General features: G+C 52.3%; 18 protein-coding genes. 8 read left to right on the top strand and 10 right to left on the bottom strand.

Translation table 11 applies throughout. The features are described from left to right. Positions 1–156 precede the first annotated feature (156 nt). Positions 157–933 (bottom strand): hypothetical protein, encoded by a 777-nt coding sequence (locus ACS5NO_RS19975; RefSeq protein ID WP_439416770.1) that lies wholly within the window; start codon positions 931–933, stop codon positions 157–159. A 388-nt stretch (positions 934–1,321) separates the two neighbouring features. On the opposite strand from ACS5NO_RS19975, the gene ACS5NO_RS19980 reads away from it, so the two are divergent. Beyond that, positions 1,322–2,566 carry a GTPase family protein gene (locus tag ACS5NO_RS19980; protein ID WP_439416771.1) on the top strand — a complete coding sequence of 415 codons (1,245 nt, stop codon included), beginning with the start codon at positions 1,322–1,324 and terminating at the stop codon, positions 2,564–2,566. Between the two features lie 104 nt (positions 2,567–2,670). Here ACS5NO_RS19980 and ACS5NO_RS19985 read toward each other — a convergent pair whose 3' ends face one another. The 9 genes from ACS5NO_RS19985 to ACS5NO_RS20025 all read right to left on the bottom strand — a co-directional run bounded on the left by ACS5NO_RS19985 (position 2,671) and on the right by ACS5NO_RS20025 (position 18,120). Further along, positions 2,671–3,528, bottom strand: coding sequence for a prephenate dehydrogenase (locus ACS5NO_RS19985; RefSeq protein ID WP_439416772.1), 858 nt, complete (start codon positions 3,526–3,528; stop codon positions 2,671–2,673). 96 nt (positions 3,529–3,624) lie between these two features. Next, a complete protein-coding gene (locus ACS5NO_RS19990; RefSeq protein ID WP_439416773.1) occupies positions 3,625–4,782 on the bottom strand; it encodes a pyridoxal phosphate-dependent aminotransferase in 1,158 nt (385 codons plus the stop codon). A 77-nt stretch (positions 4,783–4,859) separates the two neighbouring features. After that, positions 4,860–7,523 (bottom strand): ABC transporter permease, encoded by a 2,664-nt coding sequence (locus ACS5NO_RS19995; protein ID WP_439416774.1) that lies wholly within the window; start codon positions 7,521–7,523, stop codon positions 4,860–4,862. 102 nt (positions 7,524–7,625) lie between these two features. Next, positions 7,626–10,235, bottom strand: coding sequence for an ABC transporter permease (locus tag ACS5NO_RS20000; RefSeq protein ID WP_439416775.1), 2,610 nt, complete (start codon positions 10,233–10,235; stop codon positions 7,626–7,628). Positions 10,236–10,337: 102 nt separating this feature from the next. Beyond that, positions 10,338–12,968 carry an ABC transporter permease gene (locus ACS5NO_RS20005; RefSeq protein WP_439416776.1) on the bottom strand — a complete coding sequence of 877 codons (2,631 nt, stop codon included), beginning with the start codon at positions 12,966–12,968 and terminating at the stop codon, positions 10,338–10,340. Between the two features lie 111 nt (positions 12,969–13,079). Further along, a complete protein-coding gene (locus ACS5NO_RS20010; RefSeq protein ID WP_439416777.1) occupies positions 13,080–15,665 on the bottom strand; it encodes an ABC transporter permease in 2,586 nt (861 codons plus the stop codon). Between the two features lie 114 nt (positions 15,666–15,779). Then, complete coding sequence (locus tag ACS5NO_RS20015) at positions 15,780–16,118, bottom strand: PadR family transcriptional regulator (RefSeq protein ID WP_114407927.1); 339 nt, start codon at positions 16,116–16,118, stop codon at positions 15,780–15,782. 294 nt (positions 16,119–16,412) lie between these two features. Further along, positions 16,413–17,111 carry a hypothetical protein gene (locus tag ACS5NO_RS20020; protein WP_439416778.1) on the bottom strand — a complete coding sequence of 233 codons (699 nt, stop codon included), beginning with the start codon at positions 17,109–17,111 and terminating at the stop codon, positions 16,413–16,415. A 295-nt stretch (positions 17,112–17,406) separates the two neighbouring features. Then, positions 17,407–18,120, bottom strand: coding sequence for a T9SS type A sorting domain-containing protein (locus ACS5NO_RS20025; protein WP_439416779.1), 714 nt, complete (start codon positions 18,118–18,120; stop codon positions 17,407–17,409). A gap of 292 nt (positions 18,121–18,412) precedes the next feature. Here ACS5NO_RS20025 and ACS5NO_RS20030 point away from each other — a divergent pair, with 292 nt between their 5' ends. The 7 genes from ACS5NO_RS20030 to ACS5NO_RS20060 all read left to right on the top strand — a co-directional run bounded on the left by ACS5NO_RS20030 (position 18,413) and on the right by ACS5NO_RS20060 (position 26,322). Further along, positions 18,413–19,279 carry a GNAT family N-acetyltransferase gene (locus ACS5NO_RS20030; protein WP_439416780.1) on the top strand — a complete coding sequence of 289 codons (867 nt, stop codon included), beginning with the start codon at positions 18,413–18,415 and terminating at the stop codon, positions 19,277–19,279. A gap of 298 nt (positions 19,280–19,577) precedes the next feature. Further along, positions 19,578–19,967 carry a BlaI/MecI/CopY family transcriptional regulator gene (locus tag ACS5NO_RS20035; protein ID WP_439416781.1) on the top strand — a complete coding sequence of 130 codons (390 nt, stop codon included), beginning with the start codon at positions 19,578–19,580 and terminating at the stop codon, positions 19,965–19,967. After that, entirely contained in the window at positions 19,954–21,870 is a 1,917-nt protein-coding gene (locus ACS5NO_RS20040) for a M56 family metallopeptidase (RefSeq protein ID WP_439416782.1), read from the top strand. The genes ACS5NO_RS20035 and ACS5NO_RS20040 overlap by 14 nt, the downstream gene beginning before the upstream one ends. Positions 21,871–22,045: 175 nt before the next feature. Further along, positions 22,046–23,425: a glycosyl hydrolase gene (locus ACS5NO_RS20045; protein ID WP_439416783.1), complete on the top strand. Its 1,380-nt coding sequence runs from the start codon at positions 22,046–22,048 to the stop codon at positions 23,423–23,425. Beyond that, positions 23,425–24,288, top strand: a complete 864-nt coding sequence (locus ACS5NO_RS20050) for a sugar phosphate isomerase/epimerase family protein (RefSeq protein WP_439416784.1) — start codon at positions 23,425–23,427, stop codon at positions 24,286–24,288. Before ACS5NO_RS20045 ends, ACS5NO_RS20050 begins: the two co-directional genes overlap by 1 nt. 121 nt (positions 24,289–24,409) lie before the next feature. Beyond that, the gene (locus ACS5NO_RS20055; RefSeq protein WP_439416785.1) at positions 24,410–25,555 is read left to right on the top strand and encodes a Gfo/Idh/MocA family protein; all 1,146 of its coding nucleotides are present in this window, start codon (positions 24,410–24,412) and stop codon (positions 25,553–25,555) included. After that, on the top strand, positions 25,552–26,322 hold the full coding sequence (locus ACS5NO_RS20060; RefSeq protein ID WP_439416786.1) for a 3-ketoacyl-ACP reductase: 771 nt from the start codon (positions 25,552–25,554) through the stop codon (positions 26,320–26,322). Before ACS5NO_RS20055 ends, ACS5NO_RS20060 begins: the two co-directional genes overlap by 4 nt. The last annotated feature ends 55 nt before the right edge of the window (positions 26,323–26,377 follow it).

Raw genomic sequence — 26,377 nt, forward strand, 5'->3', positions numbered from 1 at the left:
ACAAAGCAAAAAAAAGGGATTCTCTTTGTCTTGTTTACCTCGACGAACCGGAAGAATCAAGCTCCAAACCGGACATTTTGACGAGCGAATGAATAGAAAAAAGCAACCCGCTGCGGATTGCCTTCTGGTCCGGTTTTATTTTACGAAACCGGATTCTCAATACGTATACCGGATAATACCCGCAATCATCACGCACAGTAAGGGATTGTTCACCTTGGTTTCCTCGGTCAAAAGCCGCCCCTGTTTGTCGTAGGTCTTTTCAATGAGCGCAATTTGATCGCTGCTATTGGGTAAGTGTTCGCTGATTTGCCGGCGATTTCCAGCGAAAGTATGCGTAAACAAGCGAAAGGGTTTATCCGTATCCAAGTACCAGGTTTCGCGGATCAACACATTCTCCTGATATTCATAGACCACCCGTCGACTCAGTTTTTGGTTGGAATCGAACCACTTTTGCTCTGTTTTTTTTCCGTCTTTAAACGTGTATTCCACCAGACCGGTCAGAACGCGTTGCTCCGGATTGCGCTGGTTGAAATAATTCCGCTCGGTTTTCAATACTCCATCGGCGTATTCGTACTCAGTTTCATCGTAAGCGACCCAGTTGGAACCGGCGCCATACTGGCCAAACCGGGTTTTGGCAACCAACTGACCATTCGAATTATAGCGGTATTCATAATACGAATAGGTCTCCATTTTCCCGCTGGCGACCCGGCCAACGTAATCGATTCGCGTCAACTTTCCGGCCGAGTTATAGGAATACTTTTCGATGTTGTTGGGGTTATCACAATTGGTGCCGTTGCAATACAACTTTTGGGTGGGCGACGCTTCGTCGTTGTAGGCATTGCCGCCAGGTTCGATGCCAAATTCAGAAGAGTCACCGGGTTGACAGGCTAGCCACAAGGATGCAGAAAGCAGTAGAAGTAGTCGATTTTTCATAGGAGAACGGGGTTTGGTCATTTGGAGAATAGACCCGGTAGTTGCCTGAACCGTTGGAAGTTAGTTCCAAAAATATTTACTTCATCACTCCTAACACCAGCCCAAAGGGCTATCATCATTAGCCCCGGACATCGTCCGGGGAATTCGGGGGTAGAAAATTCGCCATCACCCCCAACACCAGCCCAAAGGGCTATCATCATTAGCCCCGGACATCGTCCGGGGAATTCGGGGTGGTTGTATGATCCGAAAAATTTGGTGCAATCGAAAATTCGGGACCGGTTTGATGCAAAAAATCTCCAAACAAAAAAATCGCAATTGGTTTATGGTATAGAACCGGTGCTGTAATTTCCGGAAAGAATGCCGACCAATTTGCCTATACTTGACGCCCATGAGCCAACCCCTGCAATCCCAAATCAGTGAGGTCCTACAGAAACTGGAAACCTTACTCGATCGTATCCCGGAGTCTGTCGCGAAGGACGTCCGTCAGGAAATCCGCGAATTCCGCCAGTTGCTCGTTGAAACGCGTTCTCCCCGGTTTGCCCTCGTCGGCCGGCGGGGCAGCGGCAAGTCATCCCTGATCAACGCGATTTTTGGGCGTAAAGTCGCGGAAGTAGGTCACGAAAAAGCCCAAACCGGCGAGGCTACCTGGTGGCCGTATTCGAGCGATATGGGAACGCTCGAAATTCTGGACACCCGTGGTTTACAGGAGGGCTCGCGCCCCGACGAAGCCGATGCCGCAGCCTCTCCCATCGAGTCGATCCTCAACGCCTTAAAGGAGAAATCACCGGATTTAATCCTGTTTCTGATCAAAGCCACCGAAGCCGATTCCGGGATCAACCACGACCTCGAAGCGCTCACAGAAATCAGTAAAACCGTTGAGAAAGTCCACAACTACCGCCCGCCCATTCTGGTCGTTGCCACCCATTGCGATACGCTCGAACCCAAAAATGTGCGTTTGCACCAACCGGAGGACGAAGACCCGGAAGACCTGAACGAAAAACTGGAGCGAGTCAAGGTCATTGAAAACCTGCTCAAAACGAAATTTGAAGCCGATCCGTATTTAAAAGAATCGCTGATTACAGTCTTAGGGGTCTCATCGTACCAGTCCTGGAAAAATGACATGCTCCGCTCCGACGAGCGCTGGCGGATCGACGAACTGCTGGATTATATTTTCAATGAACTGCCGAAAGAAGGCAAGCTGGCTTTTGCCCGGCTGAGTCAGGTTCGCACGCTCCAGGAATCGATTGCCAACCGGCTCACCAAAGTGGTGGCGGCCATTTGTGGAGGTATTGCCGCCGTACCGATTCCATTGGGCGATATTATTCCGATCACCTCATTGCAGATTACACTGATCATTGCCATTGCGTACGTGGCCGGTCGCCAACTGAGTCAGGATACTGCGAAAGAATTCCTGACCGCCATCGGTGCCACGATCAGTGCCGGTCTGGTGCTGCGCGAACTGGCCCGGGCTTCCGTCAAAATCTTCTTTCCGGGCGTGGGCAGTGCGGTTTCCGCCGGTATTGCGACCACCGCAACCCTGGGTATTGGACGAGCCGCCATAGCCCACTTCATTCAAAGGAAAAGCATTGAGAAAGCCAAAGCGGTTTTTGAAGGAGAACGGAGCAAAACCTGAAATGTAAAATTATAAATGATGAACGCTAACTGTAAAAGTGCCGGTTTGTCTACAACTTTTACAGTTAGCGTTCATCATTCTACACAGATCATTCCTCACGCACATCACTTCCGGTCAATTCCCTCCAATACCCGCCGGATCTGGTTGGCTTTGGCCATAAATTCGAATGAATCGTCCAGGTTCTGATCGTCGATGATGGCTTTGAACTGCTGCAAAAATTCGATGTAATCAGACAGAGCCTGGGAGACATTCGCCCGGTTCTGGTCAAAAATAGGCGCCCACATTTGCGGAGAACTTTTTGCCAGCCGCACCGTAGAGCTAAAACCGGTGCTGGCCATATCGAAAATGGCCTGCTCGTCTTTTTCTTTCTCTAAAACCGTCAGTCCCAGCGCAAACGCACTGATGTGGCTCAAGTGCGAAACGTAGGCCAGGTGCAAATCATGCTCCTGCGGGTTCATGTAAAAAAGCTTCATGCCAATGTCACTGAACAAAGCCTCCACCAGTTTCAGACTGTCATAGTCGCTTTTTTCCCGGTCGCAGATGATGAGGTTTTTACCGGGCAGCAACTCCCGAAAAGCCGCCCCCGGACCCGAGTTTTCAGTCCCCGCCATCGGGTGAACAGGCACAAACTGCGCCCTTTTCGGGTGGTTATCAACCAATTGACAAATCAGTTCTTTCGTTGAACCCAGGTCGGTGACGGTAGCGCCTTTGGGCAACTGATCCAGAATCTGGGGCAGCAATTCCAGAATGCTGTTGACGGGTGTAGCCAGCACGACCAGATCGCTGACATCCACGGCCTCGGCCAACGGTTTCATTTCGTCGACGATGCCTTTGGCCAATGCCAGTTTGCCATGCACGGGGGACGCATCCACCCCGATAAATTTCGCCTTCGGATACTTCTCCCGAACTGCCAGGGCAAACGACCCGCCCAATAAACCCACTCCAATGATTGTGATTGTCATGTTCTGTTTCTCTGATTCCCTCTGATGTACTCTGATCAACTCTGTGAAACAACTATTACACAGAGTTGATCAGAGTACATCAGAGGGAATCAGGGTTTATTTAGAGATTCTTTGAACAGCTTCCCAGATTCGCTCTTTGGGCATACACAGCGAAACCCGGATGTACCGGTTTCCTTTCGGGCCGAAGATAAAACCGGGGGCAATGAAAACGTGCTTGTTGTAGAGCAGGTCATCCACAAGCGTTGCGGCCGATTCAATGGAATCCGGCAGTTTGGCCCACAGAAACATGCCCTCCTGATCGTTGGTGTAGGTGCAATTCAGGGCGTCCAGGAAAGCGGTAGCGGCTTCCAGACGGCCTTCATACACCGCGTTTCGCTCCGCGTGCCAGGCATCCGAATTGGTCAGGGCTTCGGCAGCCGCGTCCATAACCGGTTTGAACATTCCCGAATCGACGTTGCTTTTGATCGACAAAACCGCATCGATGTACGGTTTTGAGGAAGCCATCCAGCCAACCCGCCAGCCCGCCATGTTGTGCGACTTGCTCATCGAGTTCATTTCAATCACAACCTCTTTAGCACCGTCGATGGAAAGCAGGCTGATGGGCGGTTTTTTATTCAGAACCAGGCTATACGGATTGTCGTGGCAAAGCAACAAGCTATAATCGTAGGCAAACCGGACGGCTTGCTCGAAGAGTTTTTGTGTGGCCGGAGCGCCCGTGGGCATGTGCGGGTAATTGAGCCAGAGAATCTTGGCATTGTCAGACACCAGTTCTTCCATCGCTTCCCAATCCGGTTGCCAGCCCTGATTTTCCAAAAGCGGATAATTCCGCACGTGGGCACCCACCATTTTGCTCACGGCGTTGTAAGCCGGATAGCCCAGTTCCGGCACCAGCACTTCATCTCCTTCGTTCAGGAAGGTTAACGAAATATGCGTAATGCCTTCTTTTGAACCCAGCAGTGGCAGGATTTCCGTTTCGGGATCGAGCGTAACCTGGTACGTATGGTCGTAATAACCGGCAATGGCGTTCCGAAAACCGGGTGTTCCTTTATAAGACTGATACCCGTGTGCATTCGGTTGCTGCGCCGATTGGGTCAGGGCCTGAATCGTATTGTCGGACGGCATCATATCGGGATTACCGATGCCGATGTTGATCACATCGTGCCCGGCAGCCAGCAGTTTACGAACTTCGGCCAACTTGACCGAGAAGTAATATTCCTGCGTTTGTCCGGCACGGTGGGCTAATGGAATAATCATTGGTTAATTCGGGTCGCCAAAGCGATCATTACACGGATAAAATGACGAAACCGCAAAAGTACGGTATTTCCGTGTAATTACTCGCTCCGCAACGACTTCACCGGGTTCATTAAGGCGGCCCGGATGCTTTGGAAACTGATCGTCAACAGGGCGATGAAAACCGCCAGAAGTCCGGCCAGGGCGAAGACCCACCATTCGATGTCCACTTTGTAGGCAAAATCCTTCAGCCATTCGTTCATGGCCCACCACGCCACGGGCGCGGCCAGAAGCAGGGCAATGAACACCAGTTTGAGGAAGTCTCTCGACAGAAGGGCGACAATACCGGCCACCGAAGCCCCCAGCACTTTCCGGATGCTGATTTCTTTGGTACGCTGCTCGGCCGTAAAGGTGGCCAGCCCGAACAACCCCATGCAGGAAATCAGGATGGCGATGGCCGTGGCGGTGTTGACCAGCCGACTGGTTTTCTGTTCCTTTTCGTACAACCGCGCAATCCGGTCGTCCAGGAATTCGTATTCGAATTTTTTATCGGGATGAATGGCGTTCCACTGTTCTTCGATGCTGGCCAGCGTAGCTTTCACATCGTTCATGGTTTTGCCGTTGCTGGTCAGTCTGACGCCCAGATTCCGGGACTGCTGTGGCAAATAACCGATGAACGTCGCATCAATTTTGTCGTGAAACGACTGCTCATGAAAATCGGCCACGACCCCAACGATCGGGATTTTTTTACCATTGAAATCCAGAAACTGGTTCAGTGCTTCCGCCGGTTTTTTAAAACCCAGCCGTTTGGCAAACGTGGCATTGATGACCAACTCCCGGAGTGAATCGCTTTTCAGGTAGTTTCGCCCGGCTAGCAACCGAATACCGTATAAAGGGATAAAATTCTCGTCCCCCACTTTGGCCGAAACGTCCATCTCAATTTCCTGCTTGCCGGTGTATTTCATTTTGGTCATCATGTAACTCATCCCCATCGGCGGAAACCACTGCATCGACACCCGCTCCACCCCCGACAAGGGCCGGATTCGCTGCGCCAGCACATCGGCTTTGCCCGCCCGGCCCGCATCGATGGAAATGATGGCGTCGGTCGAGAAGCCCAGTTCCTTGTTGCGGATGTAACTGAGTTGCCGGTCAACGATCAGCGTGGCGATGATGAACACCAGCGAAACCGTAAACTGAAAAACGATCAGTCCTTTGCGGAAATATCCTTTCTGACCGCCCTTCAAGGCCGTCAGGCCTTTGAGTGTCAGGGCCGGACGGTACGACGACAGCACCAGCGAAGGGTAGAAACCGGCCAGCAGCGAGGTCGTTACGGTGACGAACAACAAAAACAGCAGGGTTTCCAGACTGAATAACTCAAACGTCAGCCCTTTGGGGGTGAGGGATTGAAAAGCGGAGAGAATGGGGCCAACCAACACCAGTGCCATACTGACCGCCGTGAGTGTCAGCAAGGTGGTTTCGCTCAAAAACTGAAAAATCAGGCTTTTCCGGCTGCTCCCCAACACCTTCCGGACCCCAATTTCTTTGGCCCGCTGCACCGATTGGGCCGTCGACAGATTGACGAAGTTGATGGCGGCAATCAGCAGGATAAAAACCGCAACGCCCATCATGCCGTAGAGCGTCGGCAGGTGCGCTTTTCGGGAATAATTATCAACGTAATCCGCATTAAAATGCAAATCGGCCAGCGGTTGCAAACCGGGTATAAACTTAAATTCCTTCTGGAAATGCCTTTTGGAAAACTGTTGAAAAGACGCCGTGAGTTGCTCCGGTTTTGTTCCTTCCGGCAGCATTACAAAAGCCTGCGACGACGACCAGATGTCATTCCAGTCATCGAGATTGATACTCTTACTCATCCGGCTGCTGCGAATGGTGGAGAAGGAGATGAAATCCGTAAACGTAAAATCGGTCGGTTTATCCCATCCCTTTACAATCCCGGCAACGCTAACCCGAACCGAATCCCAATAAATCACCTCTTTCCCGAGGATTTGTTCAAGCGGCAAATCGCCAAAGTATTTACGGGCTTTTTGCTCCGATAACACGAGTTGAAACGGTTCGGTCAGGGCGGTTTTCGGATTGCCCGCCAGCCACTGGTAATTGAAAATAGTGAAGTATTGTGGTTCAACGACCACAATTTCCTGGTTATCTACACCGTGTTTCCCCTCCTCAAACCGCTTCGGTTTTTCTGTGCCGTTGGGAATCACCACTGCCGAAGTAATGTTGTGAAAAGCCGCTACGGTTTCCAGCCCTGTAACTTCCTTCCGAATCGCCAGCGGAACCGGGTTGGGAACAAAACCCGCCGGATGGGTTTCGGCGTTGGGGCCAAATTTCTCGGTACCAATCAGGCGATAAATCCGTCCGCGGTCGGCGTGGAACGTATCGTAGCTGAGTTCATAGTTGGTAATCAGGTAAATCACCAGACAGGCAGTGACACCCAGGCTCAGCCCGAAGAGGTTGATCAGCGCACTGACCCGGTTTTTGGTCAGATTGCGAAAGGAAGTTTTGAGGTAATTGCGAATCATGACAGGATGCAGAAAAGAAGGTGACGGATACGCAGAGTTCTGACGTTTCAGCGCAAAAGGCTTAATAAATTTCAATACATTAGCCACATACCGGCGGTTGGCTTTTCGAGTGCCGACCTCCGCCAGGTCCCGCCCGTAGCGTTCGTACAAATCGCCCTGCACCTCCTCCAGCAAGTGGGGAGCGCAGAAGAATTGCAACAATTTATCAGCGTATTTAGGCGGCTTCATCTCATTTCAATATCGAACAAGGAATGTTGAATAACGAATAGCGAAGAAATCGGACCGCACTTCGATATTCGTTATTCAACATTCGATATTCAGTATTACTTTTCATTCCGAACGCAGTGACTTCACCGGATTCATCAACGCGGCTTTGATGCTCTGGAAACTAACCGTCAGCAGCGCAACACCGACCGCCAGCAGGCCCGCCAACGCAAAAACCCACCATTCGATCTCGACTTTGTAGGCATAATCCTGCAACCACCGGTTCATGGCATACCAGGCCACGGGCGAGGAAAGGACGATGGCAACGCCCACGAGTTTGAGAAAATCCTGCGAAAGGAGACTGACAATGCTGGTCACCGAAGCACCAAGCACTTTCCGGACGCCAATTTCTTTCGTACGCTGTTCGGCCATGAAAGCCGCCAAACCAAACAAGCCTAAACAGGAGATAAAAATGGCCAGAAACGCGAAGTAGTTGGCCAGCGTGCCGACCACGGTTTCGCTGCGGTACAATCGCTGAAAGGCCTCATCCGCAAACTGGTAGGTGAACGGAAACGTCGGATTCAGTTGCTGCCACATCGTTTCCAGACTCGCCAGGGCCTGCTTCGTTTGGCCCGGCTGGGTGCGAATGATGATGTTTTTTCCCTCGGCGGCCGGACTTAATTTGGCAATGAACGGTTCGATGGCCACATGCAGGGAATTCTGGTGGAAGTCGTCCACCACCCCAATGATTAAACCCGGTTTGCCCCACAAAGTCAGTGGTTTTCCAATTGGGTCCCGGTAGCCAATCCGGCGGGCTGCGGTTTTGTTGATCAGATAGCTGACCGAGTCGGTGGCAAAATCGCGTGAAAAATCGCGCCCCGCTACCTTGACTTTCAGGGTCTTCGTGAAATCATAATCGACTTGTGAAAACTGAAACTGAATGCTGGTCGCGGGGTCTTTCCCCGGCCATTGGACGTTGCCCGTCGTGCCGAAACTGGTGGTTGGCGTTCCGTTCATGAACGTTACGGTCTGGATGCCGGGCATCCGGAGCAGTTCCTGCTTGAACGTTTCGTATTTGGCGGCCAGCGCCCCTTCAGCCTGGAGATAAATCATCCCCTCCCGGTCGTAGCCCAGGTTTTTGGTCTGGATAAAATCGATTTGCCGGTAGACAATGATGGTTCCGATGATCAGCAGCATCGACAGGGCGAACTGAAAAACCACCAGGCTCTGCCGGAAAAGCCGCGCCCCGGAACCAAACCGGATGCTTCCTTTCAAGATCCGAACCGGATTCAGTGATGATAAAAAGAGGGCGGGATAACTGCCCGCGATCAGAGCCGTGACCAGTGTCATGACCAGCAACGTTACCCAAAACGACGCGTTTGCAAACTGGAACGTAATGTGCTTTTCGATCAGTGTGTTGAAAACCGGCAGCAGCATCCAGACCACGCCCACGGCCACCACCAGGGCCAATGCCGTCAGCACCAGGGCTTCGCCAATGAACTGCCCGATCAGCCAGCCCCGACCGGCACCAACGACCTTCCGAACGCCCACCTCCCGCGACCGCTTCACCGACCGGGCCGTGGCCAGATTCATGAAATTGATGCAGGCAATCAGCAGAATAAAAACCGCCACGATGCCAAACAACCGGACGTATTCGATGCGTCCGCCATCCTGATAGCCGTTTTTGAAATTGGAATAGAGATACGCTTCCGGGTACGGTTGCAGAAAAAGCTGGATATCCAACCCCTTCGTAGCCATTTTCGGATTGTATTTTTTCAGAAACGCCTTCATCTTGGCTTCCAGCCGGCCGGGATCAGCCGGTACACCGTTGCGGTCGGTCCGGAGTTGGATGCGGGTCTGAAGCGCGTTGGTACCCCAGTCTTTTATCCATTCATTGTGCCGCATAAAATCGGCCCAGCTCAGTACAAAGTCGTAGGTTTCCGAGCTATTTTTTGGCATTTCATAAACCGCACTAACCTGATAATCATCTTTGTTACCGAGCCGAATGCTCTTTCCCATAGCCGCCTGTGGGCTACCAAAATAATTCTCCGCGAGCTGCCGCGAAATGACAATGTTCGTCGGCCCGTTCAAGGCGGTTTCGGCGGTTCCGGCTAACAAGGGAAGACTGTACATTTTAAACCAGTCGGCACCGGCAGCGCGCCCTTTTTCCTTGTTCAGCTTTTCACCCACCGAAAACGTCAGTTCCTGCTCCCAGGAAAGGCCGGACGCGTAGGCAATTTCCGGGAATTCTTTTTTCAGTTCGTCGGCCAGCAAAGCGGGCGTTCCCGGGCTTGCTTCCACCTTACCGTCGTAGAACTGGCGTTCCATGACGTTGTAAAGCTGCGGGCCATTGGCGTGATAGGCATCGACGCTAAATTCGTCCTGAATCCAGAGCAAAATGAGCAGACTACATGCCATGCCGAGCGCCAGGCCCAGAATGTTAATAGCCGAAAAGGATTTGTTGTGGGCGATGTTCCGCCAGGCGATTTTCAGATAATTGCGAATCATACCAGGATTCAGGAAAGAGATGGATGGATGTTCGTTAGCTTGTCGTTTTAAGAAAAAGGGTTTTAGAAAACTCAGCACTTCCCGGACATATTGCCGCCGGGCGTAGGCGATTCCAAATAGCTTCGCATTTCGCAAAAACCGCTCGTATAAATCCCCCTGAATCTCCTCAAAAAGATGGGGAGAGCAGAAGAATTGCAACAGTTTATCAGCGTATTTAGGCGGTTTCATATCGTTTGAATATCGAATACTGAATGTTGAATATCGAATATGGAAGAAACCGAACCGCACTTCGTTATTCGATATTCGCTATTCGATATTCAGTATTACTTTTCACTCCGAACGCAGTGACTTCACCGGATTCATCAACGCGGCTTTGATGCTTTGGAAACTAACCGTCAGCAGGGCGATGGCCAGTGCCAGCAAACCCGCTGTGGCAAACACCCACCCGTTCATATCGATCCGGTACGCAAACCCTTCGAGCCATTGGTCCATCGCATACCAGGCTACCGGAACCGCCACAACGATGGCGATCAACACCAGCTTCACGAAATCTTTGGCCAGTAATCCGATGATACCCGGCACGGTGGCTCCCAGCACCTTGCGAACCCCAATCTCACGGGTGCGGACCTGCGCCGTGTAGGCAACCAGACCGAATAAGCCCAGGCAGGAAATCACGATGGCAATGGTGGCAAACACGTTGAAGAGTGTGCCGGTGCGTTGCTCGGTTTTGTAGAGGTCATCGAAGGTTTGGTCCAGAAAAGCGTAGTTGAAGGGAAACTCGGCATTGTATTGCTTCCACAAACGCTCGGTCGCGGCCAGGGCTCCGGCGGCTTCTTTACCCGTCGTTTTGACGTAAATTCGATCTTCATTTTTTGGGTTGTAATAAAAAATCGCCGGTTCGATTTTCTGTTTGAGGGACGCAAAATGAAAATCTTTCACCACGCCAATAATCGTTCCTTCCCGATTCCAGAGTTTAAACCGCTTGCCGATGGGTTCTTTCAGCCGGGCGACTTTGACGGCGGTTTCGTTCAAAATAAAATGCGTGGAATCGGAAACCGCACCTGTAAAATTTTTGCCCTGTTCCAGTTTTATGTTGAAGAAGGGTATAAAATCCTTGTCAATGGCCATCGGACTCACCATCATGGTCTCCCCAACTTCCTTCCCTTCCCATTCGCTGCTCCCGGTTTGCTGGTTCAGCGATACAATATGGGCGTTGGAACGGGTAACGTCCGTCACACCCGGCTGGCTCAGCAAGCTGGCTTTAACGACCTCATAATGAGAAGACATACTGCGCATGTGCAGGGAAAAAACGTGACTTTTATCATAGCCTAACTCCTTCGAGCGGATGTATTCCAACTGATTGCCGATGATCAAGGTCCCGGAAATCAAAATGACGGTGAACGCGAACTGAACGACGACCAGTATTTTCCGAAAAACCGCATCGGTCAACCGCGCCGAGACTTTCCCTTTTAAGGCTTTCAGGGGTTCGAACGAAGAGAGCAACAGGGCCGGGTAGATACTCGACACCAGCAGGGTGGCCGTAATGGTCAACCCGATCACCAGCCACATTCGAAGGTCTGTTAAGTCGATGACGAGCTGTTTACCCGAAAGCTCGTTGTAGAAGGGCATCAACAAGCTCATCAACCCGATTGCCAGCAGCGCCGAAAGCGTGAAAAGCAGGGCGGTTTCAATGATAAACTGCAAAAACAACTGCCCTTTTGCCGCGCCCACGATTTTCCGCATACTCACTTCTTTGGACCGCAGCATGGAACGGGCGGTGGAGAGATTGACATAATTGATACAGGCAATGACCAGAATCAGCAGCGCAATGATGGTAAACATGCGAACGGTTTCGATACCGCCATCGCTGCCGTCCGACTTGTACAAATGCATGTCGGGCAAGGCTTGCAGCAGATACGTCAGATCAGTATCATCCGCTTTGTTCCGCAGGTGAATGTTCCGCAATTTGGTCGCCAAAGCCTCCGTCGAAACGCCCGGTTCGAGCAGTAAAAACGTGACGTAATTGAACTCATGAAAATCGTTATCCTGGTTTCGGCCATCCTTCCGTTCCGCATAGATGGTTTTAAACCAGAGCGAAATCGGTAACAGCAGATCAAGTTCTCCGTTAAAAGTGGTGTTTTTTGGAAAATTCCGGATTACGCCGGTGACCGTGAAGCGGTTTTTTCCGTCGGCCGTAATCACTTTTCCGATGGGTTCGGCATCGCCAAAATACCGTCGGGCAGTGGCTTCCGTCAGCACAATCGACTGGTCGTTCGGGAACGGATTCGCCGGATTTCCTTTGATAAGCCCAAAATCAAAAATTGAAAACAGGGAAGGATCGACAAAGGCCGACTGTTCGTCGGTGAAGGTTTTCCCCTTGTATTTGTAGAGACTGTAGAGATTGCTCTGGGTGATGCGAACGGCATCTTTTATTTCGGGCAGTTCCTTCTTTCCCATTTCAGCAATCGGCGCAACCGTCGTCCGCCAGATTTGCTGACTGCTTCCCGTTCCCACCCGGTTTTCGAGCCGGTAAATCTGGTCGGCTTTGGTATGAAACCGGTCGAAGCTCAGTTCGTCCTGCACCCACAGCAGAATCAGCATCCCAACGGCCAGCCCGACCGTCAGACCGGTCATGTTGATGAGGGAGTAAAACCGGTTTTTCAGCAAATTACGCCAGGCGGTTTTGAAATAGTTACGGATCATAGCCGGTTGAAATAAATACACTTGTGAAGATTCTGTTGAGAATTGTTTCCGGATTACCCCCGATGTTCGGCCCGGTCGCCGTCGCACAAACCCCAGCACTTCCCGGACATACTGCCGCTTGGCGTATGAAGCTCCGAACAGCCGGGCATTCCGCAAAAACCGCTCGTACAAATCGCCTTCCATCTCCTCCAGCAAAGGCGGAGCGCAGGCCATTTCCAGCAGCCGGGTAGCCCAGCGGGGCGGTTGGGAGTATTTCATGCCGGTTAATTTTAAATAGTAAATGAAAAATGTTGAATGATAAAGTGACACGGTCGGATGTCCGTTTACTTTTACATTCAGTATTTATCATTTTACATTTATTATTCTTCTTTATTCACTTTGTAAACTCTTCACCGGATTCACCAAAGCCGCTTTGATCGACTGGTAACTCACCGTTAGCGCGGCAATGACAAACGTGACTAGCATCGCAACCAGGAAAATCGACGGCCCAATCTGAATGTGGTAGGCGTATTCCTGAAGCCAGGCATCCATCCCGTACCAGGCCAACGGAGCGGCAACGACGAAGGCCATCAGCATTAGCCACACAAATTCCCGCGAGAACAGCACGACAATGCTGCCCACCGACGCGCCGAGTACTTTCCGAATTCCGACCTCCTTGGTGCGTTGAACGGCCATCAGCGAAACCAGCCCGAACAGGCCCAGTCCACCGATGACGATGGCAATTCCCGCAAACAGCCGAAAAGCATTGTACATCGTTTCCTCCTGCTTGTATAGTTTTGCAATGTGTTCATCCACAAACTCATACCGAAATATCGATTCCGGATTCAATTCGCTCCAGTCTTTCTCGATCGTCGCCAGCGTTTCACGCATATTCTGCGGACGCAGCTTGACACTCACTTGCCAGAACGCCCGTGAATTGTAGGTGAGAACACAGGCGCGAATTTTTTTATGCTTGGATTCGCTCTGAAAATCCCGGACTACCCCCCGAATCAGAGCCGGTTCGCCCGCAAGCCGAAACCGCTTCCCAATGGCCTCGGTTTCGTTCTGAATTCCCAGCCGGCGAATCAGCGTCTGGTTGACAATCACACTACGAGCCGTATCACCCTCCGCCGTTTTGATGATCGGTTCGCCCGCCAGCAACGCCAGATGATACATCGGAATGTAGTTTTCATCCACCATTTTAAACTCGACCACATCGTTTTCCGACATCCCGAGTTCCGGCGCCGAAAAAGGAGCAAAATTGAAATTATAGGACGGTCCCGCCGACGCAAAACTGATTTGCTCAACGCCGGGATTATCCTGCAATTTCTGCCGGAGAACATCGGCTTTCTCACCCGTACCGAAGGATACAATGGCCTCTTTTTCAAAACCCATGTCCTGATTCTGGAAAAAATCCATCTGGCTGGCCACCACCAGTGTCCCGATAATCATCACCTGGGTGATGGCAAATTGCAGGATGACCAGGCCTTTGCGGACGGTCATTCCGCCAAAGGATGCTTCTGTAGACCGGGCTTTCAGGGCTTTGATGGGCTGAAAACCGGACTGAACGAAGGCCGGATACAAACCCGCCAGCAGAATCGTTGACAGAACAACTCCAAAAACAACCACTATCACCTGGGGTTCAATCAGTTGGCTGGCGTCGATTCGAATGTTCAACAGCGGCTTGGTGAGGGGCAGAAAGGCCCAAACCGCCCCTAGTGCCAGAACCGTTGCCAAACCCACCAGCAGGGTCGTTTCACCCAGCACCTGACCCACCAGTTGCCGCCGGAAGGCACCGAGGGCTTTCCGGATGCCCACTTCCTTCGACCGCCGAACGGCCTGGGCCGTCGCCAGATTGACAAAATTGATGCAGGCCGTCAGGATAATGACCAATGCGACACCCGCCAGACCGTAGATGGTTTCTTTGGAGCGCGGCATGGTAATCTGGGTCAGGTAGCGTTTATCGAAATGAATTTCCCGCAACGGTTGCAAAATCAGCTCTCCCTTATCGCGAACCAATTGATCTCCCCAGTTTTTCTGAACAAAAGCGGGCAATCGGGCTTCCACCCGCTCAGCCTGTAACTTCTCCGGTAACACCACATAGAGGTAGCCTCCATTAATCGACCAGAAATTGGTTGTATTAAACTGTTTCCGAACGGTTTCCCACGAGACCAGAAAATTAAAAACCAGGTGCGTGTTCGACGGCAGATCTTTCATGACGCCGGTTACGCGCAGATCATGCTCGTTATCCAGTCGGATGGTTTTACCAAGCGCGTCCTGATCACCAAAATATTTTCGGGCAATGGTTTCCGTCAAAACGACCGTATTCGGCTCCTGTAAGGCCGTTTGGGGGTTTCCGGCCAGCCAGTTAAAATCGAAGACCTGCGGAAAATTTTGGTCGGCGTAGGCATAACTTTCTTCCAGATACCGTTCGTTGCCAACCTGAGTCTGGCCTTCTCCCCGGTAATAATATTGGGAAACCTGCTCCATTTCCGGGAAATCAGTGCGAAAAGTTGGCGCAATGGCAAATGAAACGCTCGGATTGTAGTCTAAACCATGAACCGTTACGCGGTAAGTCCGGTCGGCTTTCCGGTTAAACGCATCGTAGGTCAGTTCATTCCGAACGACCAGAAAAATGACAATGCAGGCCGACAACCCCAGGGCCAGCCCCATCACGTTGATGAAAGCGTAACTTTTCTGCTGAAGAATGGTCCGGTAGGCAATCGTAAAATAGTTGCGTAGCATGGCAATCGTTTGCGGTTTTGGAGAATAATCCGGTTTCCTTTTCAAAAATTGGGGTTGCATAAACTTCAGCACTTCCCACGCATACTGCCAGCGGGCATCCCGCTCCCCGAACAGCCTGGCCCTACGAACAAACCGCTCGTGCAAATCCCCCTGGATTTCTTCGAGCAGGTGCGGAGCGCAAAACCAGGCCAGAAGTCGGCTGGCCCATTGTGGCGGTTTTTGGGGTTTCATGATGGCTGGAATATCGAATAATGAATATTGAATACCGAATAATGAAGGAATCGGCCAACCTTTCGACATTCGTTATTCGGCGTTCTATATTCATTATTATTTGTTCATTTCTTCTTATAAACTCACTGCCGGCAGCCCCTGCGGAGAAATCGAATCCCAAAGCTGGTCGCGGACGGCGCGAATGTCGTGCAGCGTCCGGCTCCCTAACACCGTGACCGAAAACAGGCGTTTGCGTCGCCCACCCCGTTCGGCGGTTGCCTCGCCGAGGTGTGATTTCAACATGCCTTTTTCCTCCAGCCGGTGCAAAGCCGCGTGAACGGCGCTGATGCTGACGGCCCGGCCCGTTTGCCGGTCCAGTTCGTCAGTGATGGCCACGCCGTAGGCACCGGTTCCCAGAACCGCTACCGTCAGCAACACCACCTCCTCAAACTCGCCTAAATAAGATCGTCTCATGGAAAAGAGATATAATTAACTTCTGTAGAACAAATCTGCTGCCAGAAACAAAAAACGGCCTAATCAGGTCGTTTAAGCAGTTTCCAGAAACAAACCTGTCCGAATTCGTACACTCCGGGTGTCCGAACCCGAACAGGTTTTCGGTTTTCAGTTTACGGTTTGCAGTTTTCGGTTTTCGGTATATGGTTTTCGGTATACGGTTTGCAGTTTTCGGTGGAAGACCGCGTCAGCCAGCGTGCGCCAGCAACCGTAAACCGAAAACCGTAACCCGTAAACTGAAAACCGTAACCCGCTCTACTTCTCCGCTTTCAGCTCGTAGCGCTGATACGGTTTGTCGATGGTCAGCCAGTAGTTTATCGTTTCACCGGCTCCTTTGACCTGAAGACGGTATTTCCCGCTTGTCAGGTGCGTGACATCAAAATACCGGTTGTAACCCGCCTGCCGGTTCAGTTCGCGGTAATGAATCAGGTTGGTCGACTCGTCGGTCAGTTCAATGATGACCTGCTTCCGGTCGGGATTAGCATAGTTGATGCGGAGTTTGCCGTACGAATTCACCAGCGGATTGACCAGAAATTTCGCATTGAATTCCGGAACAACCGACGGCGGAGTTTCTTCGTAGGCATATACCTGGGAGGTTTTTGAAAACCCGGGCTGATTGGAAGCCAGCAACTCCGATGATCGCACCTGCGATGCCAGCAGGTGATTGTTGACCACCCGATCCAGCATTTCGTCGAACAGGCGAATGTTGCGTTTGGTCAGTTTGACATACTGACCCCGCAGCGTTTCCTGATACACGGGCTCCTGCCGGGCGTTGAAAAACCGGATGACGGTGTTGCGGGTGCCGTAGTCGGTCTGAATTTTCCAGTATCCTTTGGTCACCTCCGGGCCGGAGCGATAATCCGATTGGGCGTTACCGACTAGCGTACTGAATAGAAGAAGCAGGATCAGGAGAGTTTTGAACCGGTAGGCGGTTTTTTCTTGAACGGTTTTCATGAGAATTGTGCGTGTTGTTTACAGGTTGTTAATTTGGTTAATATTATTTCAAACTTTGTAAAACAAATCTCTTACCAGAATCAGAAATGGCATTATGAATCAATGGAGGGCATTTTTCGAAAATCGCACTGTCCGAAACCGTACAAATCCTGTCCGGTTTTGTACGGTTTTGCGGGCGGGTGATTTCTGGATACAAAGCAGCAAAATTGTCGGCAAACCGCTCAATGCAAGTGACGAAAGCGTGGAAAAGCGGGACGGAAAGCCTGTTGAGCCTTACCAAGCTTTCGGCGCGCCCTCAGGGAATGGCCCGAAGCTGATACGACTGCGGATTGGCTTGAATAATTAACCGGTAGGTGTACCGCTTTTGTGTTCCTTCTACCTCGAACCGGAACTTCCCTTCCGGCAAACGGGTCAGATTTAGCGTTCGGTTGTAGGTTGATGAAATCGATTTTTCTTTGAATACATACCGCCCCTGATCATCCAGTAACAACACCAGCATGGGTTCTTGCCGAAGATTGGCAACATGTATTTTCAGTTTACCGGTACTGCTGATGGCAACATCGGAGCGCAACGGATTGGCATCCAGGGTTTCTTTAGGGGATGCCAATATATAAGATGTAGAAACCGGAGTTGACAACGGCGTCGACACAACGTGGTAAGGCTCACTGCCGCTGGTGGCCACCAACTCATGGCTTTTGACTTCGGCCGACAGCAACTGGTTGGTCGACAGCCGCTCCAGCATCGTGTCGAACAAGCGGATGTTCCGGTTCGTCAGTTTTACATACCGGTTCGACAGCGATTCTTCATAAATCGGTTCGTGCCAGCGGTTAAAAAAACGGATCCTGGTCTGTTGGGTCGTGTAGTCGGTCTGAATTTTCCAATATCCCCTGGCCGAGTCGGTTCTGGCATAATAATCGGACTGCGCTTTCGCCGTTAAACCGTACAGGAAGAGACTTACAACCAGCCAATTCTGGCATCTGCAGACTGTTTTTTGGAGGAGGGTTTTCATGATTTGTGCATTTGTTGTTTACAGGAGATAAAAAGGCAAAGTATTATTTCAATGTTTGCAGAACAAATCTGTTGCCAAACCTACTAAAGTATGCTTAATCGATCAAAATCACGGTATTCGCGTCTAGGTTGAAGACTACGCGTCCAATAGTGGACACTTTTTGTCCCGGAATGGACAGTGGAACTGGCTCCATCGAGCCGGAGTTGATGTATGTATGCTATAGAGTGTCAAAAAGTGTTTAAGGTTGCATGGGGAGAGTCCGGCTTTTCTGTTTTTACCGTAAGTTTGCAGCATGAAGATCCTTTCACTGACCGAATTAAATCAGGAACAGTACCTGGCCGCTCAGGCTCTCGAACTAAAATGCAAGGCCGATGATGGGTTGATGGGCCACATTCACTGGGATAAATCCATGAATTATTTCCAGTCGATGTGCCACTGGTTTTTACTCTACAAAAATGACGTGTTGATTGGCCTTTTATCGGCTTTTGCTCCAACAACCAGCGTGGTTGAATTTTGCGGCTATACGCTGCCCAAAGCCCGGCGGAAAGGGTGCTTTTCGACCCTGCTCGAAGTGGCTGCGGAAGCAGCCCGAAACTACGGCTATGAGCACCTCTTATTGATTACGGAACGCGCTTCCGAATCGGGGCAGGCTTTTGCCCGCCAGTTGGGAGCCACCTATTCCAATACCGAATACCAACTGCGCTGGGAACCGCTGCCGTCGCTGGCACTCCCGGTTTCCACACCGGCAATCCACCTCGTCAAAGCTGGCATGGCAGACCTGGAACCGTTGTCGAAATTGAGTCAGACGATTTTTGGGGGCACCCTCGACGAAGCCCGTAAGCTCCTGGAAACCACCATCACAACGCCCCATCTCACGCAGTATATTGCCACGCTGGACGGAAAGCCGATCGGCATGGTGGCGATTAATTTTGTGCAGAACGACGCCTGGATTATTGGACTGGGCGTTTGCCCGGCGTTTCAGGGGCGGGGAATCGGCAAAACCATCTTGTTCCGTATTTTGGACATTCTGCAGGAGTCCATGGCCGAAACAATTCTAATCGAAGTAGACTCCGGCAACGAAGCGGCCCTGCATCTGTACCAGAAATCCGGTTTTACGATTCAGATGGGCCAGGATTATTTCCGGTTGCCGCTGCGGTAACGATGCGCTTACACAGACGGGGCCGCCCTGCGGTTGATCGGAGGGCATCAGAGGTAATCAGAGTTTAAATTAACGCCAACTATGAGATGATGCCCATTCCTACCAGTTGTTTAAGTGCCAGCGGCACGTAATGTTAATAGCAAATGGGTATTTTAAGCGCTTCAGGCGTGCCGGAGGTACGCGATATAGGCTTAATTGCGTACCTCCGGCACGCCTGAAGCGCTTAAAACACCCATTTGCTATTAACATCGGACCCCTCCGGGGTCAATAATCTCATAATTTGCGTTAACAAAAAACCATGAAACCAACCGAATCTGAACTGGAAATCTTGCAGGTGCTTTGGGCGAAAGGTCCCAGCACCGTGCGGCAGGTGAACGAACAGCTCAGCCAAACGCGCGACATTGGGTATACCACGACCCTGAAACTGATGCAGATCATGCACGAAAAAGGACTTCTGAGCCGCACCGAAGAAGGCCGTTACCACGTCTATCAGGCCCTGATCGGGGAAGAAGAAACGCAGCAGCATTTGCTCGACCGGTTTGTCGACACGGCTTTCCGGGGTTCGGCCATGAAACTCGTGATGCAGGCGTTGGGCAACAGCAAGGCAACGCCCCGGGAACTCGAAGAATTGCAAAAACTGATCAACCAATTGAACCCCGAAAACAACGAACCCGATGAACGCCTTTAACGTATTTTCAGAACCCTTTACGAATGCGCTGGGCTGGGCTTTGGTGCATACGCTCTGGCAGGCAACCCTGCTTGTGGCTGCGGCCGCTCTGGCGTTGCGACTGACCCAAAACCGCCCGGCGTCGGTGCGCTATGGCATCGGCATCGGAACGCTGTCCCTGCAACTTCTGGCTTTTGTGGCAACGTTCTGGCTGGGTTATGAACCGGTCCGAACCACCCTGTCGATCCAGGGCGACCGGCAAACCGCCATCGTTCGGGACTTGTCCTTCACCAGCGATTGGTCGGGTCAATTGATGGGCTGGCTCCATCCGCATCTGTCCCTGCTCGTGACAGTCTGGCTTTGCGGCACGGTTTTGCTGATTATACGGTTGTTCGGGGGCTGGGTTTTCGTTCAGCGATTGACGCGGAGGAATTGCAGTCCGGCACCGGAAGCCTGGCAAAGGTATGTGCAGAAGGTCGCCGATCAGCTTGGCATCACGAATGCTGTCCGGCTGGTGGAGTCGGCGGAAATAAGCGTGCCGATGACCATTGGCTGGCTGAAACCCGTGATTCTAATCCCCATCGGTTTGCTCGCTGGTTTGTCTCCCCGGCAGGTCGAAGCCGTGCTGGCCCACGAACTGGCGCACATCCGGCGGTATGATTATCTGGTCAATCTGGTGCAGTCGGCGGTCGAGATTGTTTTGTTTTTTCACCCCGCCATCTGGTGGCTTTCGGCCCGAGTTCGGGAAGAGCGGGAGCATTGCTGCGACGATGTGGCCATTCAGTTACGGGGAGAACGGGCTAGTCTGGCTCAGGCGCTGGTGCACATGGAAGAACTACGGCAGGCGCTGCGGGTTACACCCACGCTGGCAATGGCCTTTGGTGCTCGTAGGCAATCCTTTGTTCAGCGCGTAAAACGGGTCATTGGCGTGAGTGAACAACCGTCGTCCAAACCGAACGGGCTGCTGGCAGCGGGTTGTCTGGTGTTGCTCGCCGGTTTGGTAACGGGCCAGCAGGTCGATCGTCCGGCGAATGCCAGCCGTGAGTATGGCGACGCCATGACGATCAATACCTGGCATTCAGACACAAATATCCAGCGGTCGGTTCCGGAAGAAATCAGCATCAAGGTCGTTGAAAAACCGGAACCACTTTCCCTTTCAGTCGATACGGATGCGGTTGACCCTGTGATGCGCATCCGGCTGAAAACAGAACTCGATCACCATCTGGAACAGGTGGAGCGGCTGGAGCGCGAAATGGAAAAGATCCACCTGCCCATGCTTCAGCTTGAGAAGCAAATAGAACTGCAAACCAAACTGGAGCAACTGACCGATCAGGAAATGGAAAAAGTAAACCAGCAGATGGCGAAGCTCCAGTCATTGACTGATGGGCAGTTGCGGCTCTTCACCGATTCAATGGGGACTTTTTCGGCGAAAATAGCGGGCATGGCCGAAAAAGCGAGTTTACATGCCGTTGAAGTGCTCCGGTTGCAGGAAAGAGCGCACCGCCTGGATTCAGTGCCAGCCATTGCGCCGGTTCCCGCTGCGCCCCCCCGTCCTGCCCGGATGCCCAAACCGGCTGGTGTAAAAGGGCAGTATTGGTACAACGGGAAACGCTATAACCGTCCGGAAGACATGCCGAAAGCGCCCAATCCACCGGTTCCACCGGCTGCCGCTGACGCACCCGATCTGCCAGCAGCAGCGATGGCCCCAGTCCCCCCCATTCCACCGGCAGCGATGGCTCCCCCACCATCTGCTCCGGAGCCGCCTGTTCCGCCCGCACCGGCAGAAGGGGATGACGTCTCCACTTGGTCAACGACAAAAGGAACCGTAATTCATATTAAAACGAACAGTGCTCCCAAAGCAAAAACCGTGAAATCAGCCAAGTCGGCGAAATCGAAAACCGCTCCGAAAAAACAGGAAGAGTAGAAAGCGTAAGCGGACCAGTCACCATAAGGCCCCTGAAAAAGTAGACCCCACAGCCGTCGGTCTATTTTTTTAGGGGCCTTGTTTTAACTTATTTCCACTCAAACCGGTAATTCCAGCCCCATCCTGTCTTTTACCGGTAGTTCAATGGATTTCCTTCCGTTTCCAGTATCGACCAATGATTCAAATCAACTACGGCCTTCAACCGGCTGACTTCACCCCCCGACTCAAGCAGTTCTGGGATTTATCCGCCCAAAAAATCAACCTGATCGACTCCCATTACGATACCGCCAAAGGGTCACCGGTTTTTACGGTGCAGGGACACTACACCACCCGCGGCTGGACCGAGTGGACGCAGGGCTTCCAGTTTGGCTCCTCCATCCTCCAGTTCGACGCCACCGGCGACCCGCATTTTCTGGAAACGGGGCGGCAAAAAACGCTCGGCGTCATGGCCCCCCACATCAGCCACATCGGTGTTCACGACCACGGTTTCAACAACGTGAGTACCTACGGCAACCTGCTGCGGCTGATGCGGGAAGGCAAAGTGGAATTTGACGAGTGGGAAAAGAATTTTTATGAACTGGCCCTCAAAATTTCGGGAGCCGTGCAGGCCAGCCGCTGGACAACCGTCAAAACCGGCGGATTTATTCACTCCTTCAACGGGCCGCATTCGCTTTTTGTCGATACGATCCGTTCCTGCCGGGCGGTTGTGTTGAGCCACAGCCTCGGTCACGTTTTTCAGGGGGAAGGCGATGTAAAAATCAATCTGCTCGAGCGGGGGTTGGAGCACATGAAAGCAACGGCCGAGTACTCGGTTTTTTATGGCGAAGGACGCGACATCTACGACCTGTGGGGTCGCACCGCGCACGAAAGCGTGTTCAATACCAAAGACGGCAATTTCCGTTGCCCCAACTCCCAGCAGGGCTACACCGGTTTTACGACCTGGACGCGCGGCCTGGCGTGGGCCATGTGCGGCTTTGCCGAACAACTGGAATACCTGACCACCCTCGAAGACGTTGATCTGGAACCGTTCGGTGGACGGCAGGTAGTGGAAGCGTATCTGCTCAAAGCCGCCCGCGCTACCTGCGACTTTTACATCGAACACACACCGATCGACGGCATTCCATACTGGGATACCGGCGCCCCCGGTTTGTCGCAACTGGGCAATTACCTCGACCGGCCCTCCGATCCTTACAATGATTTTGAACCGATAGACAGTTCGGCAGCCGCCATCGGGGCGCAGGGATTGCTTCGTCTGGGCCACTACCTGACCGAACGGGGCGAAACCGAAAACGGCTCACGCTACTGGCAGGCGGGCTTAACAGTGTTAGATTCGCTTTTTAAAGAACCGTATCTTAGCAAGGACCCCAACCACCAGGGACTGATTCTGCATTCGATCTACCACCGGCCCAACGGCTGGGATCATGTTCCGGCGGGGAGCAAAATTCCCTACGGCGAGTCAAGCATGTGGGGGGATTACCACGCCCGTGAGGTTGCCTTATACCTGCAACGCGTGGTCAATAACGAACCGTATTACACCTTTTTTGGAGCCCTGTGATGAGCACAACACCACTAGCGGAGTCATCGTCTGGGGAACCGGCATTCCGGGATTTTTCAAAGCTGTGCATTCACACCATCACCACCCGTCCTTGGGCCATCGAGGAAGCCGCAAAACACTATTCCCGCTCGGGCATTGGCGGAATTTCGGTCTGGCGGGATGCGCTGGCCAACCGCAACATTCGGGAAACCAGCCAATTGCTGCGGGATCATAACCTGTCGGTAGTGTCACTCTGCCGGGGGGGGTTCTTTCCGCACCTCGAAGCCGCTGGTCGTCAGATCGCCCTGGATGATAACCGCCGGGCCATCGACGAAGCCGCCGAACTGGGCGCGCCCCATGTCGTGCTGGTGTGTGGTGCCGCACCGGGTCAGTCCCTGACGGAATCCCGCAAACAAATTCGGGACGGTATTGCCGCGCTGCTGCCCCATGCCGAAGCCAACGGCGTTCGGTTGGCGATTGAACCTTTACATCCGATGTATGCCGATAACCGCTCGGCTGTCAACACCTTAGGTCAGGCCAATGATATGGCCGAGGAGCTAAATTCTTCCTATGTGGGCATCGCTATCGATGTCTACCATTTGTGGTGGGACCCCGATCTGGAACAGGAAATTGCCCGATGCGGTAAAAACGGACATTTGTATGCTTTCCATATCTGTGACTGGAAAACCCCGACCCTCGATCTGCTCAACGACCGCGGACTGATGGGCGAAGGTTGCATCAACATCCGCCAGATTCGGTCGTGGGTCGAAGCCGCCGGTTTTTCGGGGTTCAACGAAGTCGAGATCTTCTCAAACCGGTATTGGGCGGAAGATCAGGCGGAATTCCTGGAAAAAATCAAACACGGGTACTTGTATCATTCGTAAAATAATTACCCCTAAATCCCCTAAAGGGGACTTGGACCCAGAATTACCAAGATGCATAAAGTCCCCTTTAGGGGATTTAGGGGCATAACCATTCAACCATCTTTTAGCCATTTATTGAAAAGTGAAAGAACACAAAGTCGGTATTATCATGAACGGCGTAACCGGCCGGATGGGTACCAATCAGCACCTGATGCGTTCCATTGTCGCCATCATCAAACAGGGGGGCGTGAAGGTTGGACCGGACGAGGTCATCATGCCGGACCCCATTCTGGTAGGTCGTGATGTCAATAAACTGGAGAAATTGTGCCAGCAGTCGGGGGTGCAGAAAATGACGACCAACGTCGACGAAGCACTGGCCGATCCTCATAACATCATTTATTTCGACGCCCAGACGACCGGGCGCCGGGCGGAGGGCGTTCGCAAAGCCGTAGCTGCCGGTAAACACGTTTACTGTGAAAAACCGACCGCCGTCAGCACCGAAGTGGCCCTTGAACTGTATGAACTCTGCAAAGCCGCCGGGCTGAAAAACGGCGTTGTGCAGGACAAACTGTGGTTACCCGGTTTATTGAAGCTGAAACGCCTGATGCAGAACGATTTCTTCGGAAAAATTCTGTCGGTTCGGGGCGAATTCGGCTATTGGGTATTTGAAGGACACTCCATTCCGGCGCAACGGCCCTCGTGGAATTACCGCAAGGAAGACGATGGCGGGATCATTGTCGATATGCTGTGCCACTGGCGCTATGTGCTTGATCAGGTGTTTGGTAAAGTAAAAGCTGTATCTTGTCTGGGTGCCACCCACATTCCGGAGCGCATCGACGAGCAGGGCAAACCGTATACCGCAACGGCTGATGATGCCGCTTATGCGACCTTTGAACTAGAAGGTGGAGTGATCGCTCAGTTCAACTCTTCGTGGACCACCCGCGTTCGTCGCGATGATCTGCTGACCTTGCATGTGGATGGTACCAAGGGCTCGGCGGTGGCGGGTTTGCGGGAGTGTTACATTCAGCATTACGGCAACACCCCCAAACCGGTCTGGAATCCCGACATCGAGCAGCCCATCAAGTTTTTTGAAGGCTGGGCCAAAGTGCCAGAGCAGGAAGTGGCCGAAAATGCTTTTAAAGTGCAGTGGGAGTTGTTTTTGAAACACGTCGTGAAGGACGAGCCATTTCCGTGGGACTTGCGGGAAGGTGCCAAAGGGGTTCAACTGGCCGAAAAAGGCATCGAAAGCTGGGAAAAACGTTGCTGGGTCGATGTTCCGGAGTTATGAAAAAAGTAGCATTTGTAACCGGGGGAAGCCGGGGAATCGGATACGGGATTGCGGAACACCTGGCGAAAGCCGGTTTCGATCTGGCCATCAACGGCGTACGGCCCGAAGAAGCGGTTGGGGATGCCCTGGCTGGACTTCAGACCCTGGGGGCCGAAGTGATGTATTGCCAGGGTGATATTGCGTCAAAAGAAGACCGCGCCCGCATGCTGGAACAAATCAAGGCCCGTTTTGGTCGGTTGAACGTATTAGTAAACAACGCAGGGGTTGCGCCAAAAGAACGCCGGGACATTCTGGAGGCAACCGAGGAAAGTTTCGAATACGTGTTGTCGACCAATTTGCAGGGGGCCTACTTTCTGACCCAGGCAGTGGCCAACTGGATGATAGCGCAAAAGGCTGATCAAACGGACTTTACGGGGTGTATCCTAACCATTTCCTCGATCTCATCGACGGTTATTTCCGTGAACCGGGGAGAATATTGCATTGCCAAAGCCGGACTCAGCATGGCCACGCAATTGTTTGCTGCCCGACTGGGTGAATACGACATCCCGGTTTTTGAAGTACGTCCCGGCATCATCCGTACCGACATGACGGCGGGAGTCGTCGGGAAATACGACAAACTGATTGAGGAAGGGCTGACGGTCCAGAAACGCTGGGGATTTCCAGACGATGTGGGCCGGGCCGTGGCAGCTTTAGCCCGTGGCGACTTTCCGTATTCAACCGGGCAAGTCATCATGGTCGACGGGGGGCTGACGTTGCCTAGACTTTAGAAAAAAGAGTTGTTACGCAGAGTTGAGCGGAGCAAAAGGGAGTTAAGCGGAGATT

Origin of the sequence: Larkinella fluvii, from assembly GCF_051857545.1 — a bacterium.
Taxonomy (GTDB): domain Bacteria; phylum Bacteroidota; class Bacteroidia; order Cytophagales; family Spirosomataceae; genus Larkinella.

Excerpts from the sequence above, each read along its gene's own strand:
- ACS5NO_RS19975 (WP_439416770.1), bottom strand. The coding sequence starts at position 933 with ATGAAAAATCGACTACTTCTACTGCTTTCTGCATCCTTGTGGCTAGCC.
- ACS5NO_RS19980 (WP_439416771.1), top strand. The coding sequence starts at position 1,322 with ATGAGCCAACCCCTGCAATCCCAAATCAGTGAGGTCCTACAGAAACTG.
- ACS5NO_RS19985 (WP_439416772.1), bottom strand. The coding sequence starts at position 3,528 with ATGACAATCACAATCATTGGAGTGGGTTTATTGGGCGGGTCGTTTGCC.
- ACS5NO_RS19990 (WP_439416773.1), bottom strand. The coding sequence starts at position 4,782 with ATGATTATTCCATTAGCCCACCGTGCCGGACAAACGCAGGAATATTAC.
- ACS5NO_RS19995 (WP_439416774.1), bottom strand. The coding sequence starts at position 7,523 with ATGAAGCCGCCTAAATACGCTGATAAATTGTTGCAATTCTTCTGCGCT.
- ACS5NO_RS20000 (WP_439416775.1), bottom strand. The coding sequence starts at position 10,235 with ATGAAACCGCCTAAATACGCTGATAAACTGTTGCAATTCTTCTGCTCT.
- ACS5NO_RS20005 (WP_439416776.1), bottom strand. The coding sequence starts at position 12,968 with ATGAAATACTCCCAACCGCCCCGCTGGGCTACCCGGCTGCTGGAAATG.
- ACS5NO_RS20010 (WP_439416777.1), bottom strand. The coding sequence starts at position 15,665 with ATGAAACCCCAAAAACCGCCACAATGGGCCAGCCGACTTCTGGCCTGG.
- ACS5NO_RS20015 (WP_114407927.1), bottom strand. The coding sequence starts at position 16,118 with ATGAGACGATCTTATTTAGGCGAGTTTGAGGAGGTGGTGTTGCTGACG.
- ACS5NO_RS20020 (WP_439416778.1), bottom strand. The coding sequence starts at position 17,111 with ATGAAAACCGTTCAAGAAAAAACCGCCTACCGGTTCAAAACTCTCCTG.
- ACS5NO_RS20025 (WP_439416779.1), bottom strand. The coding sequence starts at position 18,120 with ATGAAAACCCTCCTCCAAAAAACAGTCTGCAGATGCCAGAATTGGCTG.
- ACS5NO_RS20030 (WP_439416780.1), top strand. The coding sequence starts at position 18,413 with ATGAAGATCCTTTCACTGACCGAATTAAATCAGGAACAGTACCTGGCC.
- ACS5NO_RS20035 (WP_439416781.1), top strand. The coding sequence starts at position 19,578 with ATGAAACCAACCGAATCTGAACTGGAAATCTTGCAGGTGCTTTGGGCG.
- ACS5NO_RS20040 (WP_439416782.1), top strand. The coding sequence starts at position 19,954 with ATGAACGCCTTTAACGTATTTTCAGAACCCTTTACGAATGCGCTGGGC.
- ACS5NO_RS20045 (WP_439416783.1), top strand. The coding sequence starts at position 22,046 with ATGATTCAAATCAACTACGGCCTTCAACCGGCTGACTTCACCCCCCGA.
- ACS5NO_RS20050 (WP_439416784.1), top strand. The coding sequence starts at position 23,425 with ATGAGCACAACACCACTAGCGGAGTCATCGTCTGGGGAACCGGCATTC.
- ACS5NO_RS20060 (WP_439416786.1), top strand. The coding sequence starts at position 25,552 with ATGAAAAAAGTAGCATTTGTAACCGGGGGAAGCCGGGGAATCGGATAC.